This window comes from Vibrio sp. M260112 (assembly GCF_036533775.1).
Classification (GTDB): domain Bacteria; phylum Pseudomonadota; class Gammaproteobacteria; order Enterobacterales; family Vibrionaceae; genus Vibrio.
Genome location: NZ_JATABH010000007.1, coordinates 84,723 through 105,039, shown reverse-complemented (window position 1 = coordinate 105,039; position 20,317 = coordinate 84,723). Strand labels below are relative to the sequence as shown.

At 42.7% G+C, this 20,317-nt stretch carries 22 protein-coding genes; 13 read left to right on the top strand and 9 right to left on the bottom strand.

All coding sequences use genetic code 11. From position 1 onward, the window contains the following. Positions 1 to 13: 13 nt before the first annotated feature. From QTN95_RS05370 to QTN95_RS05345, 6 genes are all read left to right on the top strand, one after another. Positions 14 to 1,222: a conjugal transfer protein TraF gene (locus QTN95_RS05370; RefSeq protein ID WP_331416624.1), complete on the top strand. Its 1,209-nt coding sequence runs from the start codon at positions 14 to 16 to the stop codon at positions 1,220 to 1,222. Between the two features lie 81 nt (positions 1,223 to 1,303). Further along, positions 1,304 to 1,450 carry a YoaH family protein gene (locus QTN95_RS05365; protein WP_006880120.1) on the top strand — a complete coding sequence of 49 codons (147 nt, stop codon included), beginning with the start codon at positions 1,304 to 1,306 and terminating at the stop codon, positions 1,448 to 1,450. A 523-nt stretch (positions 1,451 to 1,973) separates the two neighbouring features. Further along, positions 1,974 to 2,384 carry a hypothetical protein gene (locus QTN95_RS05360; protein WP_331416623.1) on the top strand — a complete coding sequence of 137 codons (411 nt, stop codon included), beginning with the start codon at positions 1,974 to 1,976 and terminating at the stop codon, positions 2,382 to 2,384. Between the two features lie 97 nt (positions 2,385 to 2,481). Then, the gene (locus QTN95_RS05355) at positions 2,482 to 2,946 is read left to right on the top strand and encodes a hypothetical protein (protein ID WP_331416622.1); all 465 of its coding nucleotides are present in this window, start codon (positions 2,482 to 2,484) and stop codon (positions 2,944 to 2,946) included. Positions 2,947 to 3,088: 142 nt separating this feature from the next. Continuing rightward, positions 3,089 to 3,484, top strand: coding sequence for a regulator (locus tag QTN95_RS05350; protein WP_331416621.1), 396 nt, complete (start codon positions 3,089 to 3,091; stop codon positions 3,482 to 3,484). Positions 3,485 to 3,834: 350 nt separating this feature from the next. Continuing rightward, positions 3,835 to 4,722, top strand: coding sequence for a hypothetical protein (locus tag QTN95_RS05345; protein ID WP_331416620.1), 888 nt, complete (start codon positions 3,835 to 3,837; stop codon positions 4,720 to 4,722). 271 nt (positions 4,723 to 4,993) lie between these two features. Here the strand turns inward: QTN95_RS05345 and QTN95_RS05340 are convergent, their stop codons facing one another. After that, on the bottom strand, positions 4,994 to 5,335 hold the full coding sequence (locus tag QTN95_RS05340) for a hypothetical protein (RefSeq protein WP_331416619.1): 342 nt from the start codon (positions 5,333 to 5,335) through the stop codon (positions 4,994 to 4,996). A gap of 503 nt (positions 5,336 to 5,838) precedes the next feature. Here QTN95_RS05340 and QTN95_RS05335 point away from each other — a divergent pair. From QTN95_RS05335 to QTN95_RS05315, 5 genes are all read left to right on the top strand, one after another. Further along, positions 5,839 to 6,357, top strand: a complete 519-nt coding sequence (locus tag QTN95_RS05335) for an Hcp family type VI secretion system effector (protein ID WP_331416618.1) — start codon at positions 5,839 to 5,841, stop codon at positions 6,355 to 6,357. Positions 6,358 to 6,359: 2 nt separating this feature from the next. Next, positions 6,360 to 6,689 (top strand): hypothetical protein, encoded by a 330-nt coding sequence (locus QTN95_RS05330; RefSeq protein WP_331416617.1) that lies wholly within the window; start codon positions 6,360 to 6,362, stop codon positions 6,687 to 6,689. Then, complete coding sequence (locus QTN95_RS05325) at positions 6,655 to 7,188, top strand: hypothetical protein (RefSeq protein ID WP_331416616.1); 534 nt, start codon at positions 6,655 to 6,657, stop codon at positions 7,186 to 7,188. The genes QTN95_RS05330 and QTN95_RS05325 overlap by 35 nt, the downstream gene beginning before the upstream one ends. Positions 7,189 to 7,403: 215 nt before the next feature. After that, entirely contained in the window at positions 7,404 to 7,658 is a 255-nt protein-coding gene (locus QTN95_RS05320) for a type II toxin-antitoxin system Phd/YefM family antitoxin (protein ID WP_138971495.1), read from the top strand. After that, entirely contained in the window at positions 7,651 to 7,920 is a 270-nt protein-coding gene (locus QTN95_RS05315) for a Txe/YoeB family addiction module toxin (protein WP_331416615.1), read from the top strand. The genes QTN95_RS05320 and QTN95_RS05315 overlap by 8 nt, the downstream gene beginning before the upstream one ends. A 458-nt stretch (positions 7,921 to 8,378) precedes the next feature. Here QTN95_RS05315 and yciH read toward each other — a convergent pair whose 3' ends face one another. Together yciH and QTN95_RS05305 are read right to left on the bottom strand one after the other, a co-directional pair. After that, positions 8,379 to 8,690, bottom strand: coding sequence for a stress response translation initiation inhibitor YciH (gene yciH / locus QTN95_RS05310; RefSeq protein WP_331416614.1), 312 nt, complete (start codon positions 8,688 to 8,690; stop codon positions 8,379 to 8,381). A gap of 1 nt (position 8,691) precedes the next feature. Continuing rightward, positions 8,692 to 9,069, bottom strand: coding sequence for a DUF3319 domain-containing protein (locus tag QTN95_RS05305; protein WP_331416649.1), 378 nt, complete (start codon positions 9,067 to 9,069; stop codon positions 8,692 to 8,694). 99 nt (positions 9,070 to 9,168) lie between these two features. Here QTN95_RS05305 and QTN95_RS05300 point away from each other — a divergent pair, with 99 nt between their 5' ends. Beyond that, positions 9,169 to 10,125, top strand: coding sequence for a tyrosine-type recombinase/integrase (locus QTN95_RS05300; protein WP_331416613.1), 957 nt, complete (start codon positions 9,169 to 9,171; stop codon positions 10,123 to 10,125). On the opposite strand, the gene QTN95_RS05295 is transcribed toward QTN95_RS05300, so the two are convergent. After that, the gene (locus QTN95_RS05295) at positions 10,122 to 11,114 is read right to left on the bottom strand and encodes a D-alanine--D-alanine ligase (protein WP_331416612.1); all 993 of its coding nucleotides are present in this window, start codon (positions 11,112 to 11,114) and stop codon (positions 10,122 to 10,124) included. The two genes, QTN95_RS05300 and QTN95_RS05295, sit on opposite strands and share 4 nt — an antisense overlap. Before the next feature lie 155 nt (positions 11,115 to 11,269). Further along, on the bottom strand, positions 11,270 to 11,821 hold the full coding sequence (locus tag QTN95_RS05290; RefSeq protein ID WP_138971490.1) for an SPOR domain-containing protein: 552 nt from the start codon (positions 11,819 to 11,821) through the stop codon (positions 11,270 to 11,272). Positions 11,822 to 12,040: 219 nt separating this feature from the next. Between QTN95_RS05290 and QTN95_RS05285 the strand changes: the two genes are divergently transcribed. Next, positions 12,041 to 14,725, top strand: a complete 2,685-nt coding sequence (locus QTN95_RS05285) for a bifunctional acetate--CoA ligase family protein/GNAT family N-acetyltransferase (RefSeq protein ID WP_138971489.1) — start codon at positions 12,041 to 12,043, stop codon at positions 14,723 to 14,725. A gap of 30 nt (positions 14,726 to 14,755) precedes the next feature. Here QTN95_RS05285 and QTN95_RS05280 read toward each other — a convergent pair whose 3' ends face one another. The 4 genes from QTN95_RS05280 to QTN95_RS05265 all read right to left on the bottom strand — a co-directional run bounded on the left by QTN95_RS05280 (position 14,756) and on the right by QTN95_RS05265 (position 20,288). After that, positions 14,756 to 15,652: a LysR family transcriptional regulator gene (locus QTN95_RS05280; protein ID WP_331416611.1), complete on the bottom strand. Its 897-nt coding sequence runs from the start codon at positions 15,650 to 15,652 to the stop codon at positions 14,756 to 14,758. 130 nt (positions 15,653 to 15,782) lie between these two features. Then, positions 15,783 to 17,816, bottom strand: coding sequence for a TonB-dependent hemoglobin/transferrin/lactoferrin family receptor (locus QTN95_RS05275; protein WP_331416610.1), 2,034 nt, complete (start codon positions 17,814 to 17,816; stop codon positions 15,783 to 15,785). Positions 17,817 to 18,318: 502 nt separating this feature from the next. Further along, on the bottom strand, positions 18,319 to 18,570 hold the full coding sequence (locus QTN95_RS05270) for a hypothetical protein (protein ID WP_331416609.1): 252 nt from the start codon (positions 18,568 to 18,570) through the stop codon (positions 18,319 to 18,321). Between the two features lie 5 nt (positions 18,571 to 18,575). Beyond that, complete coding sequence (locus tag QTN95_RS05265) at positions 18,576 to 20,288, bottom strand: SgrR family transcriptional regulator (protein WP_138971485.1); 1,713 nt, start codon at positions 20,286 to 20,288, stop codon at positions 18,576 to 18,578. Positions 20,289 to 20,317: the final 29 nt, after the last annotated feature.

Sequence of the window (20,317 nt, the reverse complement as noted above, 5' to 3'; positions counted from 1 at the left end):
AGTTTATACCGATATGAAAAAACAACTAACACTCTTATCGTTGTCTATCGCTTTGGCTTCGGGAACGGCTTTGGCAGCTAACTACGCGATTGAAGCTCGCGGAGATGCAATGGGTGGCGTTGGCGTTGTCTCGGCAAATTTTCTAACTGCTCCTTTCTACAACCCAGCACTCACTGCAATCTATCGTCGTAATGATGACGTTGGCATGATCACACCAAGTTTTGGTTTATCGTATAGCGATGAACATATGATGGTTGATGACCTCGACAAGGCCGCAGGCTTAATCGACAAAGCGATTGGTGGTGACTATTCAAACATATCAGAACTAGGAACGACCTTAAACGCTCTAGAAGGTGACATTGCAAAACTTGAATTTGGTGGTGTCGTTGCATTTGCAATACCAAACCGATATGTAGCAGCGAATGTGTTCGGCAAAGCCTATGCAGAGTCATTTGCGCAAACAGATATCTACAAAGGTGCTAACAGTGGTATCGACCCAGCACTTAATCCTGCCATAAATGCAGAACTAAGTGCAGTAAATGCTGTTGGTGTCGGGGTGACGGAAGTGGGTATTTCATTAGCTAAATATCAGACATTCTTAGGCCAACACATTTCATTCGGTATTACACCAAAGCTTCAGCGGATCTACACTTATGTATATTCAGCTAACTTGAACAACTACGACATTAAAGACATTCGCGATAACGGCACTGGTGAAACCATGTTCAATATGGACGCTGGTTTTCTTTGGTTTTATGGCCCGCTCAGAGTTGGTTTTGCTGCAACAAACTTAGTCTCTCGTGACATTAATACTCAGGAGTTGGCTGGTTCTTCCGTGACTTCTAAAATCGATGCCACGCAAAGCCGTACATTTGATCCTGTTAGTTACTCATACCAGATGAGACCACTTTATACCGTGGGTGTTGGATTGGTTGCAGATTACGCAACGATTAGTGTTGACTACGATTTAAATGAAGAAGAGCGCTACACCAATTTTAACGACAACACTCAGATGTTAAGAGTAGGTGGTGAGATTGACATCATGCGCCAGTTAAAACTGCGTGCAGGTTGGAATCGCAATCTGGCTTACGACAATCTAGATGACACGGTTACTGCTGGTATCGGCTTGTCTCCATTGAACCTATTCCAACTTGATATAGGTGCGAGTTACACCAACGAAAATTCAATGGGAGCCTACATTAACTTCCTGACAAGCTACTAACTAAATCGTTAGGGTAGGTCACTAGCCTTTCTCTGTAATTCGTACTATAGTCGGCTCCTAAAATATCAGGAGCCTTTTTTTATGTTTGACGATTTGCCACCACTGACACACGAACAACAACAAAAAGCAGTCGAAGAAATTCAAAAACTAATGGCAGAGGGCATGAGCACAGCACAAGCGATTAAAGTTGTCGCTGAACAGATTCGAGAAAAAGCTGCCAAACAGTAATCGACGAGAAAATACTAAACATTATAAAGAGAGCAGGGAACTGCTCTTTTTTTATACCTGTTAGACCAAGGCGCACTATAACTAAATCTTCATACCAACAAACAATAACGAAAATCCTCCACTCCGACGTACGTAGCTCAATCAACTAAAAATCATCGATTCTGTAAGTTGCTGAAAGTCTGCTCGGTAATGGCTAGTGATTATCGTTTGTTTAATTATTTCAATAACTTAGCGTGGTATTTTGTGCTATTGGCGATTACCAATAAACATGGTTTGTAATTAAGTTACATAAATGAAAGTGCTGTGTGCAAGCGCTTACTGTCACCCAGTGTATTGTTCTGTGGGGTTGCGGCGTAACGATTCCCGAATCGTAATCTCATGGCATCGATATGCTGTTTGTTTACAGAAGTTTGGTGTTGTGGTTTGAAAGTACTGAAAAAACTTCACACTAGTTGATGAATTGGATTCCATTTTGTGATGTCTCTGATAGGCTTAGAAATATAGTGAATCACAGGAACACATAATGAACCTACGAACTAAATTCAGCCTAGCCGCTGTTTTTTTGGCTATAACTGCCTCGCCAGTAATCGCGAAACAACAAGACGTTATCGCAGAGTCTATTGCTTTGCCCACGCTAGAGGTGGCGAAGCAAAAGCAACTTTCTTTGACCCTTCGAGGAGTAGAGTGCGGCAGCAGTGAGTATTTCGTCGATAATGAGAGTGTTAGTATTCTTGCGAATGGAACGCCCCTGGAGTTTGCAAGAACTTGTCATGGCGATATTCTGAGGTTTACGCCTGTTAGCCGTAGCGAGAACGATCTATTCGTTGAAATACTGCTTTCAAATCGCAATTTAAACCTACGTTATATGGCCGGCGCGCGCTCATATGCTTACAACGATTGGCAATTAGAACCGGTTAAGCAAGCTCTAAAATAGTGACACTGTAACAAATTTGATGGGGTATTAGGGGTTAATTGCCTTTTCTGGTTAGTCCCTAATCCATCGGGCGCAATATTGGCGTTACGGTGTAACCATGCATAGTAAGGCTAGCGCACATCATAATCTAAATGACATACAGAGAAAGGTGATTGCTGACATAGCTTTTGAACAATGGTTAGAGTCTCAGGGAAAAGAAAACCGCACGAATAACCCATATCCGGTCAATGATTGGCTGCTTTCTCTACCACGAGAAAAACAAGCTAGTGTTGTGGTTTATTTATATAGCATGGCAGAGTCTAGATGTCTGGATTCTGAACGAGATAAGCTTATCGATACTCTTGAAAGTGAAAATGAACAACACGCTTTAACTATGTTGAAAAAAGAAGGTTGGTTGAATATCCCTGTTTACGGAGAACTAGCCACAAGCAAACAAGATAAAGCGATAATTGAATTAACCGAAGACGATAAGAAAGCACTGACTCAACTTACTGAGCAACACTATTTGCCTTTTAACGGCATAGGTATGGGAGAATTACTCTTCAAGTTCAGGCATGACTAAACGACTAGCCCACATACGTGGGCTTTTTTGTGCGTAACACAAATTGCACACACACAAGCTCAATGCGTATTGCGTGCCCTTATGCTCAATGGAGCTGGTATCACATTAATTTATAACTCTTGCACTTTAGCGAGAGTAAATCATGAAGTATCACGAAATGACCAAAAACTACTTTTTTCGTGAATTTGAATGCGGCTTAACAGTCGAAGAGACAGCGGAACTTTGTTTTAAAAGTGTGAGGACAGTCAAGCAATGGGACAGGGGTTACGATATTCCCAAAGAATGTAAGAGGCTTATGCGTAACCAGAGTCGATTGGAACTCTCGCACAATGAAGAGTGGCAAGGTTTCAGAATGAACAGGGGAAGGTTAGAACTCCCTACAGGACAACAAGTATCTCCTCAACAGATACTTGCGGGGATTGGATTGCTAGAAATAAACTCCGATCTGGAAATTAAAACGGCCACTAGGCTCATAAAGCTTGCGAGGGCAATCAGCAATACTAAAGTAAACTTTAATTTAAAAATGCGAAACAGTTGAATTATTGGACAAAGGTTATGATGTTCTGAAAGCCTGTTGAGGCTTATGATGACTAACTTCTCATAAGGTATTTGTAGGAACCGTGCTAATAGAAAAGGCACCGAAGTGGAATGAAAAACACGCATCAAAATATTTGGTTACGTTAGTGCAAGAAAAACACTGAAAATGTAGCTTGTTTTTTTTTCTAGTAGATATAAAGTTCGCACCTTGTATATAAAACTAATAATGTCGGTTAGATAATTAAGGCTTAACATATGTTTGATACCGCGAAGTCCTTTTTTAGGAACTCAATACTAAGTCCTGTAACAAAAAATCTCACGTTAATAATGTTTATCGCAGGACTCTTTTTCATGTTTATTGGCTCGGTTTTAAGTGCCGAAATTGATCAGCTTATCGCAGGTGGTGCAGGTGAAGCTGTACTTAAGGTTGGTAGTGCAATTCTTGGAGCCGGTGTTTTTGCTGCAATAATGAAATCCTCTCAGTTCACGCAAGTATTTCAAAAACATATTTATGATGTGTTTTACGAACCAAGCAATATCGAGAATGGTATACCCGTCATTCAAAAATGGAAGGTAATTTCCAACGCTTTAATCTCCAAAATTCTACCTAGTAACCACGAAGAGGTAGTTGAAAAGATTGAACAACAATTTTTTTCAAAGTCAATGGATTACCATATTGAAGATTTCGTTTCTAAGTATAAGCTTGTAGTGACTGATAATACTTTGAGTGTTTTTTGTACCTCAAATTACAAAGTAGTGGTATCACCATACGTAGATGAGCCCAAGCTAAAACAAACGTTAAAAACAGAAGCTGGGGATGTCAAGCTATCTGCTTTGAGATTAAATGGCGTTTCTTATACAAATGATGCATTTGTAGAACATGAATCAGATCCTACACTACGAGTATGTGAAATTAAGTTAAACGATTACGCGAAACACAGAAGATGTAGCGACCAAAAAACAGTCAAATTTGAAAGAGTCCTTTCTTGGACGCAAGACTTAAAAACAGAGCCGTACATCAAGGCCTACATCAGTACATATATTAAAGGAGCCACAATAGAAGTAAAAAGTGACAAAGGTTATAAAGTTATCTTTGAGCGTTTTGGGTTAGGTGATTTGCCAGAAAATCACTATATTGAAGACACTGGTGAGGGCTATGAACGGTGGAATCTTGCAGATTCCGATCACTTGCTACTGCCGGGGCAAGGCTATATACTGTTCTTAGTTCCTAAGGAGTAGGAGGTAAAATGGCTTTACAATCTACAGAAGTTATCTAGAACTATCTAGAGTTATAAACTGTCAAAACCTCACTTGCAAAAAGTGAGGTTTTTTTTGCCCTGGTTTTGACAGTTAATCGCAAAAAGTAAATTCGATGCTCTCTTCCAATGTAGACTTGCATGCTACACTTCAAATCAAGTCGGAGCTTGAACTCAAGATTAGTTCCAAACTATTGAAGTTTGCTAGGGCGATTGCGTACGTAGCTACAATAAATAAGGCTCCGAGAGAAGAATCAAGCCTTTGTGGTTTTCCATGTGCTGATTTTGAACAACACTGCTGCATCACCATCATTGTTCCAAACTGACTTACCTAAATTCCAATAAAACTTGTGTGTACCGGAGTTAGACGAATCGGATCCTTTGCAACTATAGAGGTAAATCGTATCGCCTTTCTTCACCTCTTTGTTTCTAAACCAGTAGACATGGCGTAGTTTATTGGAAATTGTGTCGCTTGACGTATAAGTTGTATCGGTTAAAAGATAGTAAGAAAGATTACAATCCGATGTAACTGAGATTTTTACGTATTCTTGGTTTAAAGTACCGCAATTTTTAATTTCCGTAACTTCTAATTTCATTTTCTCTCCTAAGTAACTGTTTTTAAGCAGAAACAAAATACACCAAACCGCGCGCAATGCCACTGGTTGCATTTATTTTGAAAGAGCTATCCATTCGTCTGGAATCCAGACTTTCACCCCGTATTACTATACGGGGTTGACTCGCTAACGCTCAAACACTGGCGCACTGCGTTTGCGGAACGTAGGGAAGGGTAATCAATCTCGACTCTCGATTGATTCTCTGCAAGCGATAGGAACGCCAACACTGCTATGCTCGCTGCTCAGTCTTCGCGACTGCGCATAGCATGTTTGGCTTCTCTGGGTTGCAGTGGCATTGATCGCCACTGGTGCGGTTAGTCTCTGCGAGGCTGGATTCTAGCAGTGCTGAGGCGTTTTTGTGGCATCAGCGAGTGAGATATTGTCCCACAGTGATATGCGTTCATTAACACCAAGCCCTGACTTGAAGTGAATACAAGCGATTTGATAGGCTCGATGGACGTATACAACCGTTTGGATATTTAACGATGCCACAACCTTGTTACTTAACCATAATAGGAACCAATCAAGGGTTAATTACCCGAAACGCTGGTTCACACGATTCTGTAGGCGATGGGGCGGTCGAAACTCACCAACACGAAATATTAGTTCAAAGTATTGGACATCTGATTCTTACCCCCACAGACCGACAAAGTGGTCAACCTAGTGGACAGCGTGTTCATGGTCCATTAAAAGTGACTTGTGAAATCACGAGCGCTTTACCACTGCTGTACAATGCATTATGCCAAGGTGAGACCATAGAATCGGTCTCCTTAGACTGGTATCGAATGTCATTGAGTGGGAGACAGGAACGTTTTTTCACGACATCATTAACAAACGCTCGTCTTAGTGAAATTCAAGTGCTTTTGCCTGATTCCAGAGAGGATAAAGCAAGCAATATCAACCAATTCGTAAACCTGTTTTTCAACTACCGCAAAATAGAGTGGGCGCACCATATGGCGAGTACTTATGGCACAGACGATTGGCGGAACCCTGTAGAGGCTTGATCATGATAAATATTGCACAGTGTGAAATGGATCCAGACCGTTTATCTGTATCGGGTATTAAAGCGGTAGAAGAGATTATCGATACGATAGAAAGCGCGAACCTGTTAGCGAAAGTGATCGCCGTGATCCCGTTTTTTGATATTTTTCTAAAAGGTCAACCTCATGAAAAGCTGACGAACGTTGCAACGTATGATTGGGAGGGATTTGCTAGAGTAATGACTTCTATTAGCAAGGTTCACAGAAAACAAATTGAAAAAATTGCGTATAATCAATGGTTAAAATCTCAAGGAGCAGAGCATGAGTTTTGGAAGTGTGTGTATCAAGCTATGTAGTGTTTTTGCTCTCATAGGATGTTCTTTGACTTATGCTCAAATTGAAATTCCAGCACATTTGGGACTTAAATCCGCTACTGCAATAGAAGCATATACAAGCTTTATGCAAAAGTTTGATGAGTGTGGGGACAAAGAAAACCGCACGAATAACCCATATCCGGTCAATGATTGGCTGCTTTCTCTACCACGAGAAAAACAAGCTAGTGTTGTGGTTTATTTATATAGCTTGGCAGAGTCTAGATGCCTGGATTCTGAACGAGATAAGCTTATCGATACTCTTGAAAGCGAAAATGAACAACACGCTTTAACTATGTTGAAAAAAGAAGGTTGGTTGAATATCCCTGTTTACGGAGAGCTAGCCACAAGCAAACAAGATAAAGCGTTGATTGAATTGACCGAAGACGATAAGAAAGCACTGACTCAACTTACTGAGCAACACTATTTACCTTTTAACGGCATAGGTATGGGAGAATTACTCTTCAAGTTCAGGCATGACTAAACGACGAGCCCACATACGTGGGCTTTTTTGTGCGTCACATTCAACGCACATTACAACTGAAAATACTTACAAATTGATGTTTTCTGGGGAGTGGGATAGTTACTTTAGACTTATGGGGTTTTAAGCATACTGTTAACTTCTAGATGTACTTTAAAGTGTACATGTCTAACGTGTAGGTTTATACTTGTTCTGTTAACTGTACATGTGGAGGTGCTATGAGAGTTGTCTCTTTTACTGAGGCTAGAAATGGTCTTAAAGCCGTGCTGGATGGTGTCGTGAACGACGCTGACACCACGGTCATCACGCGTCGTGATGCTGAAGATGCCGTTGTGATGTCTTTAGACTATTACAACAGTCTGATGGAAACCGTGCATTTGCTGCGTTCACCGCAAAATGCAGAGCATTTGAATCGTTCTATCGCACAGTATCGAGCGGGGAAAACAACCCAGCGAGATCTGATCGATGAGTAGTGAGCGCCGTTTATTGGCGTGGACCGATGAAGCCTGGGGGGATTATGTGTATTGGCAAGGCCAAGACAAGAAAACCCTCAAGCGCATCAACAAGCTCATTACCGATGTGAAACGCTCTCCGTTTGAAGGTATTGGTAAACCAGAGCCGTTAAAAGAGAACTTATCTGGATTCTGGTCACGCAGAATTGATGATACCAACCGACTGGTTTATGCCGTCGATGAACAAGCCATAACGATTATTTCGTGCCGTTACCATTATTAAAAGCCGGATATGCTGTTTTTTATATATGGGGTCGGGGGAGTTACTGTTCAAAAGACACAGATTTCACACAGAGCGTGTTGGCCGTTGTCACACCCAGAACCATTACACATTAGTGCGTATTATGTATATTATGTTAAATGATATACATGATACAGCTAAGCCATTGCCCCGTTTGACTTACTCTACTGCGTTTATCGCCTAAGTTATTCAACATAATTGATTTACCATAAAATACCTAATAATCAGTAAGATAATCAAAGATTGAATTACTGATTATTAGGATCATTACTTATCTGTCGTTTATACGTTACCAGCGTGCCATCATTTTGATTCGCGGCTAATGCATATTGATTTGAGTAAAACTGACGATAAAAACGGGTAACTAATGAAAGGAAGGATGATTCATGAAAGTAAGTAGAGCAGCCAAGCTGCCCTACAGAAGGAGGAATTGAGGCGAATTAACCACCCGCTAACTTTACGGTGTAGCCTCTTTTTTCGAGGAACACTTTGATTTTTTCGCGAGCGTCGCCTTGAATTTCAATTTTTCCATCCTTAATGGAACCACCACAGCCACAAACTTTTTTTAGCTCGGCAGCGAGCAGTTTTAACGGAGCATCGTCTAGATCTAGACCTGTTACGATTGAAACCCCTTTTCCTTTGCGACCTTTAGTTTGGCGCTCGATTCGAACGATACCATCACCCTTTTCTCTTTCGGGCTTTTGAACTTCTGGTTTGATACGACCAACGTCAGTACTATATACAAGAGTCATATTATTTCTTCTGTAGCTGTTCCGCTTTCTGTTTGGCCAGCAAGTATGCCTCTATATGCTTTTGAATAGCAAGCTTTCCGCCTTTGATTAGGCGGCCATTGAAGAAGCAGTACCATGAATTGGGTTCACCAGTATCATTCTTGATTGTAAAACCGTGGAAATTTTCTTGGGATGGTTTACCTGATCCTGCCTTTTTATTGGCAAGAGAACTAAACTCTTTTGGATCAATGATTGTTGCAGTGTCGCAAAACCAATCAATACTTTTCTTCACCGCCGCCATGCTTCCTGTCAGCAGATGATTTTTAATTTGAACTTGCCAAATTTCTGTAGAGTTTCCAGCAGTTTTGAGGGTAAAGCCTCGATAATTTGCAGCAGCCATAATCATTATTATCTTCTTATACAGTAAGTTTAATAATAATTGTAAATTGCTCATTTTCAAGTATATTTAGTACACATTTATTGGTTATAGTGCGTGATTATGAGGAAAACTGTTCGTGTCATCACAGATGAAGCATTAAAAAAGAACCTTGTTTTAAAGTTCTCTTCATGCATTAGTGTAGACGATGTCGATGAGTTAACAGAAGGTAACTACGCACGTAACTCACTGTTAGCTATGCGCAAAGACTGGAACTTGTTTGTTGCATTCTGTGTAAATAAGCATGTATCTCCTCTACCTGCTTCTGCCACTGCGGTCAGGTTATTCCTGGAGAAAGAATCAACACACCGAAAACTAGCAACGATAAAACGCTACAGTGTAACAATAAGCCTTATTCACCGAATTCTTGCAGACAGTGACCCAACCTCTAGCGTCGCCGTTAGAACGGTACTATCGCAACTTCGTATCAATAAGAAGCAAGACGCTAAATCTACGACACCTTTTACACGCTGGCATCTAGACGATCTTGCAGAGAAGTTAGCCCACTCTACTCAGCTAAGCCATATTCGTAATCTCGCTATCTATTTTGTGATGTTTGAGTGCATGTTAAAGCGTTCAGAGTTAAAGAAGCTCAATTTCCAAGATTTAGATTGCGCGGAAGAAAATATAGGCGTGATCTTGGGTCAAAACCGGTATCCGTTATCATCTCAAGCAACTCTGTATATGAATAAGTGGCTGACATACCGAGGCCTTCATCAAGGTGCACTATTCAGCGCGATTGATAAACACGGCAATTTAAACAGCTCATCACTCGATGACTCTTCAATCTATCGCATACTGAGGGCTGCCAGCGATAAGCTGGGATTGGATCTACAGTTTTCGGGGCAGTCGCTTCGGGTGGGCGCTGTGGCAGAAATGGCCGATCAAGGTGTTAAAGTAAAAGAAATTCAACACTTTGGTCGATGGCAAAGTGCTGCTATGCCCTATCAATATCTTGGCAACAGGACACAAGCAGCTGCTGAACGGTTAGCTTTTAAAAGCTTCAAACCTTGGAATTAAAGTGAACGACGCACACAATCGGCTAAGAAATTAGCGAACTTATGGCCATTGTTTTCAAGCATTTTAGGGAACATCGAAATAGGCGTCATTCCCGGGAAAGTATTAACCTCATTTAAGTAGATATTACCTTCCGGAGTGAGGAAAAAGTCGATACGTGATAAATGTCTTAGTCGCATCTGAGTAAATACTTTTTCTGAGCTAGAGCGAATCATCTCGAGCTGTTGTGAAGTTAAGTTGGATGCTTCAACTTCTGTTTTTGAATGGCTTGAAGCGCTGTACTTCTCTTCGTAGGTGTAGAAAGCATCTTCCGGTGCAATGACTTCGCCTGGTTTAGAAATATAAAGCTTACCTTGATATTCATACGCTGCGACTTCAAGTTCACGAGGCTTAACTGCTTGTTCGACCAACACTTGATCAGAATAACTAAACGCGTCGTTAAGCGCCTGCGGTAACTGTTCGATATTAGTTACCTTGTAACAACCAACCGAAGATCCTTGGCGAGCCGCTTTAACAAATACGCTGCCCCACTTTTCAAATGCTTCCTTACTCGCTTGGAATGCTTGTTCATTATTATCTGATAAAAAGATGTAAGGTGTGTTTGGGATGCCTAGCGCGTCGTACCATAGTTTTGACGTGATTTTATTAAAGCTGTTCGAACTTGCTTCAGGGCCGCAACCTAAATACGGAATGCCAGCCAACTCTAACATAGATTGGATATCGCCAGTCTCTCCAGGAAAGCCGTGGATGCACGGAACAATGAAATCAAGCTTAACCGAATCGTTATCCGTATTAATCGTTCCTGAGTTAGTGTCTAGATACGCAAGTTGACCGCTCTCGGTATACCATCCATCTGTTTTCATCTCGACACGAATAACCTTGAACTCTGGTGTAAGCTCGAGCTGAGATTGAATAAAGTTAGCGGAAACGAGTGACACTTCGTGCTCTGATGAGCCACCGCCACAAAGAAGTAGAATTGTCGTATTAGTCATTTAGTAGATCTTTCCGTGATACAACAGAGGGATTAGTTTAGCCATGATAATAAAAAGTACGCTAACTTACACGGTTTTAGGCCGTAAAAAGCAACAATACCGTTTGAATGACCATTAATTAAGCATGAAAAAAGGGGCTAGATGCCCCTTCTTGATTAATTTAGCTTGTTCAGTGTTGGATATTGCGAGTTCTTGATTTCGTCAATGCTCTTAACAAAAGGCTGAAGCGTGCGGAATTCTTCAGGTAGTTCAGCTATTGCCGCTTTAGCATCGGTACGCGTTGCGTAATCACCGTAGAGCACAGTATACCATTTGGTACCGTTGACCACCTTATAGTTTTCCCAAATCGGCTGATTATCGCGAGGAAGTTTGCGCGCAAAGTGATCCACTTTTGTTTGGGAACCTACCGCAACGACCTGAATCGTGAAACCATAGCGTGGGTTCATTGCTTGTTGTTTTGATGTCGGCGGGATAATTGCTACGGCTGGCTTAGTTTGTGGTTTAGTTTGAACCACTGGCTTCTCCATAGCCACGACATTGCTCTCAGTAATGTCTGCAGTCGCTCCTTGCTGTGTCACAACAGGCTGTTCAACCTTCGCTGCTTTGTATTCTTCACGATAGCTTTCTGAACTGACGTCAGTAACGTATTTGTTCGACACACATGCAGAAAGCACCATTGATAAGCCAACAATCGCAATTTTTTTCATGAAATTTTCAAATGCCTTAACTAGAAATTACTGTAAATCATGCCGTTAGATACGCTGAGAATCAACCCAACATTCTAATTATATATCAATACTCTGTGACATAAGGCACAAACTGAGCTGGAACCCAAGTGATCTGATTAAAACAACATCAAATCTTCCAAGCAATCACAGCCAAGGTTAGATAGGATATTCTTCATCGCCCGCTTTGGAGCATCCGTAATGAGTCACTTGAATCATCTTTTGAAACCTCGTTCTGTTGCCGTTATCGGCGCGTCAATTAAGCCGATGCGCGCTGGCAATATCGTGATGAAAAATCTATTACATGGTGGATTTGAAGGTGCAATCATGCCTGTCACACCGAAATACTCATCGGTTTGTGGTGTACTCGCCTACCCCACGATAGATGATCTGCCAATCGTTCCTGATGTTGCGATTCTATGTACCCATGCGCGCTATAATCAGCGGCTTTTTGAGCAAATGGCGCACAAAAAGGTAAAAATGGTCATTGTTCTCTCGGCCGATATGCATTTTGCCAACGACGAGGGTGTGAGCATCCAAGATGCCTGTTTGGAAATAGCAAAACAGAGTGGCATGCGAATCCTAGGCCCTAACAGCCTTGGACTAATCTTACCTTGGGCCAATTTTAATGCTTCCTTTTCGCCCGTAACTGCCAAACAAGGCAAAATCGCTTTTATTTCTCAGTCTGCGGCTATGTGCACAACAATACTCGACTGGGCTAATGACAAAAACATCGGATTTTCAGCGTTCATTTCACTTGGTAATGCGCTTGATATTGATTTTGCAGCCTTACTCGATCATTTGAGTACCGACACGCATACAGAAGCAATCTTGCTTTATGTCGATACCATTAAAGATGCTCGACGTTTTATGTCTGCCGCTCGTGCCGCATCACGCAACCGCAGGATCTTGGTGCTAAAAGGAGGAAAAACGTTAGCCGGACGTATCGCTGCAAGGGCGCATACTGGTGGCGACGATACGCTCGATATTATTTATGACTCAGCCATAAGACGTACTGGTATGCTGCGAGTTAACAATTCGCACGAGTTATTCGCAGCGGTTGAAACTCTAACTCACTCTGTACCGCTACGGGGTGAACGTCTGGCCATTATCACTAATGGTGGTGGCCCCGCTATCATGGCGGTCGATACATTACTAGAGCGTGGCGGCCAACTTGCTGAGCTGTCTGAGGAAACCATAGAGAAACTCAGCACGATCTTGCCAGCCAGTTGGAGCCATAACAACCCAATTGATATGGTCGGTGATTCCGATCATACCCGCTACGTTGATACTCTTAATGCGCTGATGGATACCGACTGTGCCGATGCGATCTTAATCATGCACAGTCCGTCCGCTGTCGCCCAATCTGAGCAAACCGCCCTCGCTTTAGTTGAGGCGATTAAATCCCATCCAAGGCATAAACGCTTTAACTTCCTCACTAATTGGTCAGGCGAACTCACCGCAAAACCCGCAAGAGATATTTTTACTCAGGCGGGCATTCCTACATATCGCACTCCTGAAAGCGCGGTGGTTGCATTCATGCACCTTGTGGAATACAGGCGCAACCAAAAACAGTTGATGGAAACTCCCACAACTGCCGAGCCAGTGCACGTGACCGAGATAAATGAAGCGAAAAAGTGGATTGAAGAAAAGTTACTGGACAAAAACACAGTGTCTCTAGATACACACCAAATTGGGCCATTTTTACGCCACTTTAATTTTAACGTCCTGCCGACTTGGATAGCGTCAGATTCAAGTGAAGCCGTCCATGTCGCCGAGCAAATTGGTTACCCAGTTGCGGTCAAGCTTCGTTCTCCTGATATTGCACATAAGTCTGACGTTCAGGGGGTAATGCTCAATTTGCGTAACAGTGCCGAGGTAGCCAGTGCGGCTGAAGCCATACTCGATCGGACGAAGCTCTCGTACCCTTCTGCTAATATCCATGGTCTGTTAGTACAGGGGATGGCTAAACTGGCCGGCGGAGAAGAGATTCGAATTAAAGTCAAAACAGACGAAACCTTTGGTCCGGTCATTTTAATTGGTCAAGGCGGTTCTGAATGGGATGAGTCGATAGACGCAGCCAGTGCCCTTCCTCCGCTCAACATGGCACTCGCTCGCTACTTGATCATCCGAGCGATCAAAAATGGCAAGATTCGACCTCAGAAACTTCCAGAGCCAATGGATATTCATGGATTGTCGGAGTTATTGGTAAGAATCTCTCAAATGGTGGTCGATTGCCCGCAAGTTCATGAGCTGGATATACATCCAGTACTGGCAAACGGTTCCAATTTTACCATCTTAGATGCAGACCTGATACTAGAGCGCTATGAAGGTGATGCTCAAGAGAGACTCGCTATCCGTCCTTATCCTGTCGAGTCGGAAGAACTCATCACCCTTAAAGATGGCGAAGAAGTATTACTACGACCAATACTTCCTGAAGATGAGCCCTATCATGCCGATTTTATTCACAACGTCTCTAAAGAAGATCTCTACAAGCGATTTTTCAGTGACGTCGGAGAGTTTAATCACGAGGCATTAGCAAACTTAACTCAAATCGATTACGACAGAGAGATGGCATTTGTAGCAGTCAGTCAGTCTCGTGAAGGTTGCCCTATTATCGGTGTTTCTCGAGCACTGATTAACCCAGAAAATACAGATGCTGAGTTCGCTATTTTGATTCGCTCAGATCTTAAAGGAAATGGTTTGGGCAAAGTACTGATGACCAAAGTGATAGAGTACTGCCGTAACAAAGGCACCAAGCAGATGTCTGGGATGACAATGCCAACCAACCGCGGAATGCTAATGCTGGCACAAAAACTCGGCTTTAAACTCGATGTTCAGTTTGAGGACGGCATCGCCGACATGGTGTTACCACTCAATGATTAATATCAAGGGAGCGATTCAGCTCCCTTTGTTTTACATCTTTGCGTTTGCTTTCCAGTGTTTCATTAAGTATTGAATACACCAAGATTTTGCTTCGCCTATCTTATTGCGTTTCCATGCGAGGATAATCTCGATCGGCTGTGATTCAACATCGGTAATTGCCTTGAGTTCACCGCGTTCAATCATCGCTGTCGCAAGGGCTTTAGGTAAAGTACCTATGCCTAAGCCAGCTTTGAGCGCGTCAACCTTGGCGGCGAAATTGGTCACCGTCAAACGGGGCTGTCTCTGGATAATATTCACACTGATCGCCGGTTGTTCTCGAGCCGTATCAGCGATGGCGATGACGCGATATTTTTCACGCGCTTTGTCATCAAAATGGCCACTACGCTTGTGGACGTAATGATCCGTCGCAGCAACCCAAACCATTTCCATACTCCCAATCACTTCTGCTTTAACATCCTGAGGCAAGGTATCCATCTTTGGGCAAACGAGCAGATCGGCACGACCTGTATTGAGAGCCTCCCAACAGCCCGCAAGGATCTCCTCTTGCAACTTGATACGAGTGGAGCTTACGTTGCCAAGGTCGTTGACCATTTGGAAAAAGTTATTAACCGGAATAATGCCATCATAGGCGAGAGTGATATCGAGCTCCCAGCCGTTTGCAAGCACGCTAGCATCATTGACAAGTTTTTCTGTCGCCGCAAGTATCGTACGGCCGCGTTCAAGGATCAGTTTACCTGCTTCGGTGAAGTTCGCTTTATGACCAGAACGGTCAAAGATCATAATGTCGAGATCTTGTTCCAACTTTTGGATCTGGTAGCTCAGCGATGACGGGGCGCGGTCTAGCTCGTTGGCGGCAGCTGCAAAACTGCCTCGTCGTTCGATAGCATCTAGTATATGCAATGCTTCAAGTGTGATTGGACTTTGCATGTTGTTGTGAGTCGCCTTTAAACTTGTTACCGACAAAGATTGTCTGATACGTTAGCACGTTATGGCTCTAGTATGCGCATTTAGATTAAAAAAGCCACCTCAAGAGGTGGCTGGTATGTCATTCGTTTCACTAGAAATTGTATTGACCGGAAATTCGCAATGAACGACCTGGTTGATACACTTGTGTCCAAGCTTGTCGGTAGTTTTCATCTGTTGCGTTAATCACAGCGAAATCAACCTTTAGTCCCGTAAGTCGCTCACTTGGCTCCCAAGACGCATAGAGGTCAACTAAGGTGTAATCTTGGTAAGGCCCTGTCGTATCATCGTTAGGTAGGCGCTCTTGATCGGCGACCAAGGTGACTTTCGTGCCAAGTTTGGTGTCATAGTCCCACAGTCCGTATTCAGCACTCGCAACCCATTTATCTGCTGGCATCGAAGATAGCCACTCTTGAGTATCGCTGTCTTTACCACGAGTCTGTCCATAAGAAAGTCCCAATTCAAGATTTGATACGGCATAGCTGGCCATTAACTCAAAGCCTTCAATACGAGCATTTTCGATGTTTTTCTGCGTACTTGTGCCACCACACGAAGTGCCTGACGCCATGATACATGAGATCATGCTCGCACGGTCAGGTACCGTTACATCAAGATTGATCAAATCTTCCACTTTGTTTCTAAATGCTGCCGCAGTGAATGACAGTTTGTCCTCGACAAAAACATTTTCAAAGTCGAACTGACCTTTAAGTTCAATGTTATGAGATTTTTCAGGATTTAGCTCAGGGTTAGGTACGAAGTCATTGGATGCTGGCCCCATAGAGAAGTGGGTACCAGACATAAACAGTTCTGATGTATTCGCCGCTCGGAATGCTTCATCGTAACGTAACGACCATAGCATCCACTTCTGAGCTTGCCATGCCAATCCTACTGAAGGTGATAAAGAATCTTTGGTATTGTTGTCATAGCCCTTAGCTTCAGATTCAAAGCGGTCGTATCTCATACCCGCATCTAGCATAAGCGTAGGTAAAATATCGTAGTTAATATAGGCAAACGCACCGAGATTCGTTGTCTCAGCGTCCTGAGGAAGATCTGGTCGACCTGACACAGACGCAGCACGAGTTGCATCAAGCTGATCACGATAGGCGTCCAGACCAGTAAGGACTTTCCACTTCCCTAGCTCAGACTGGTTATTTAGGTTCAACCCTATTGTGTTAATCTCTGAAATATCATCAGACGTGTAGCTCGGGTCACGCTCAGAGATCTTGGAACTGTTTTTATACAAAGACGATTCTAAGTTGATAAGTTCCGAGTCTGGGTTATAGGCGTATTTTAGTGCGATAGATGAATCTTTCACTTTTCGCGATATCAGCTTATCTGGATCATTAATCTGACCACTAGAATCGCCCACGACTGGTGGACGCCCATCGAGATCAGCGTATCTGAGGCTTACTCCCAATTTATGGGCTTGGTTTACTTGCCAGTTTAATTTCGCAAGACCAGTTAGACTTTCTGACTTGGTTCCATAAAGGGTGTCGCCGTTACCTTGCTGCATATCGCCAGAATCACTGTAACTGCCGGCCAGAATCCAGTCTACTTCATCTTGCTTCGCTGCAATTGCAGCAGAATTTGTCCATACATCGCCATTGTCTTGGTAACCGAGTTTTACTCGTCCACCAAGCCCCTGATCTTCAATCAAATCATCAGCAGTCAGCGTATTTTGAATGACAACACCGCCAATCGCGCCTGAACCATATAGTGAGCTTGTCGGCCCCTTGACCACTTCTAAACTACCCAGTAGAGCAGGATCTAAAAAGTAGCTTGGACGATGTTCATATTGAATATTTTGTCGCGTTCCATCAATGACTTGTAGAACTTTATTACCACTTAAGCCGCGGATGTTGATGGACTGGTTCCCAGCCACATTCGCGCCAACGGCAGTTAAGTTAGGTTCATACTTAATGGTTTCTGCAACAGAATTGGGTTGCATTTCTTCAAGTTGTTGACCATCTATACGACTCAAAGAACGACTTTTATCTTGATTTGTTTTATCAGCTAAAGAAGCTGTGACAACGAATTCATCAAATGTGGTGGTGTCCTGAGCATGGACATTAGTTGCGCTGAGAGCAAGCACCACTGCTGATGCTATAAGGCTGAAGTTGGCTTTCATTATCCGTAATTTCTCATGTTAAGTTATAGTTCTCGCGCTCATTATACAAATACAAATGATAATTACTATCACTTTTATTAAGTAATTTTACTACCTAGTACGAGAAAGCTATGCGGATAACAAAATGGTTGATAGCGAAGCCAGAAACTAAAAAAGCCCCTATTAAGGAGCTTTTTGGAGTTTATTCAAAAAAGGAAAAGAAAATTGGTATGAATAAACCGATTATTTTGCGCTTGCCATCTCTTTCTTAACCATTACAGCTGCTGCAACGATGAAAGCGATGATGAGACCTAGCTCCATTGTAAACCCTTAATGTAAAGTTGGAAAAACCGAAACGAAACTGCGGCTATTCTAACACCTTTACAAAACAATGATACCTATTAACGAGATTTTTACGTTTTTTATCGACTCAGATCAAAATTCGCACTCTCAAGCGTGTTTTAAACAATTATCGCTATTCATGATTGGAGAAAATGTCACAAAAGAATATTCTGAATATCGGTTACTTCATAGTGACTTTTCCGCCAATAATCTTGAATGCTGGCGTGCCTCGAACTAATGTATCCCTCGCGAATTCGATACCACAACTCGGACAAAAACATGGGTTATCCGTGTGATCTTCAACTATTCGCTCTTTAAAACATTTAACTAAAGCCCCCTTGCCTCCTTTTCGGTATTTAAACAGGTGACACTTACATTTCGTACACAATACGTCTATGGTCTTAGAGGGCTGTTTTTTATTGGGTTTGGCCAAAATAACTACTCTTCTTTTTGTTCAAAAGTGAGATCCAAGGCTGGTTTTACCCATACTTTACTAAAGTCGAACCAGCCTAAAGCGTTACATTTAGCGTTTTGTAACGCCCCACACTGGTCTTTGCTAACTCCTAGCCAACAATGAAACATTGGGATAAGTTGCATCTTTTCAGCCAGAGATTTCCCGAGCTCTTTCGCTGGAAAACTAGCATTTTCTGTTGCTTGCCACTGTTTTACTACTTTTGTCCAATATTCGAAATCTTTACTCATGCTTAAGGCTTCGATATCACTGTAATTGAGCAACCAACCTGCTAGCGCGTCATCTCGATTGGTTGCAATTCCCATCGGTTTTATCCAAATATCCACTTCCGCGGTATCGTCAACTGTCAACTCATACTTAATCAGATTCACGCTCAATCCATCGTGCTTGAGTATCGCTTCAATACACTTCACTAACGTTGGAAACATTGGGTGTTGAGCGTGGTAAGCAATCGTAACAGTTCGGTAAGATGGTGGAGAGGTGTAACCCTGTTTTGTATGATGGTACCAGCCTGGCTTTAGCCCATGCGCAGGCAGAACACCTAGCTCAACGATTTTTTCCTGTGGTAGCTGCTGGAACAAGTTGAGTGTACTTAATCGATGGCTAAAATAACTCGCCCATTCATCACTCACCGCCAGCCCATTTTTACGATTGAGCAGTAACAGTGTGCATCCAGGATCAAGTTCTACTTCATCTCCATAGTTTGCAACGTCCGGCTTAATCGGCTTTGCTAGGCTTGGAAACACCATAGATGAATGCGCTTCGTCAATTACCCACACTTCCACTCTGTCAAGTAAAGGTCTAAAGCCGAAATAGCCATCAAATGCTTGCAATACCAATCGTTTATTATCATTTTGCACCACTTTATAAGGACCAGTTCCGATCGGAAACAGATCGAAATTGTCAGCCCTGCTCTCACTTGGTAGCATGATTTTTGCGCAGGACTCGGAGAGCAGTAGCGGCAGATGGAAATCGTTTTGTGTTAGGTGAATATCGATTATTTGCTGTGCTGGAGATTCTACTCGTGAAAAATGGGAATAAAGATTTTTACTTTTTAGAGACGAAAGGCAATCAACAATGTTTTGCATGGTGAGTAGATCACCATTGTGAAAACGTACACTCGGTCGGATATAGAAACGCCAATGGGTTGGAGTGAGCATTTCCCATGTATGGGCAAGGTCGGGTTTTAGCTGCTCAGATTCATCGATCTGAGTCAAACCACTGAAGATTTGCTGAGTAATATGAAGTTCAGAACGTCGCATCGGTACGCTTGGGTTAAGCGTCGTCAATGGGCGGTAATAAGGGAGACGAACAACCTGTTGACCCTCTTGATGGACGATGCCGAGATAACTCTCCACCACTTGGGCCAGTTTAGCACTATCATGGTCTAGTACTTTTAGTGCTTGACCAATTTTCCCCTCTTCCAAGTATCGTCGAGCAAGATTCTCACTAACATCGGCTCGGCTGCGCTTGAATATCAGTTGCGAAAGTTTTCCTCTTCCAGGAGCTGGATGCCACTCTAACCAGCCTTCTTCTTCCATTTTGTTGAGAACGATACGGGCATTGCGTCGGGTGCAGAATAAGATCTCTGTGATTTCTTCGAGCTGTACACCACAGTCTTGACCTTTGTAATGTTCAAACAGGGTTTCAAATTGGACTCTTAGTCTTGGGCTGCTCATAAAGAGGAAAACTCGTTATTGTTAATCTA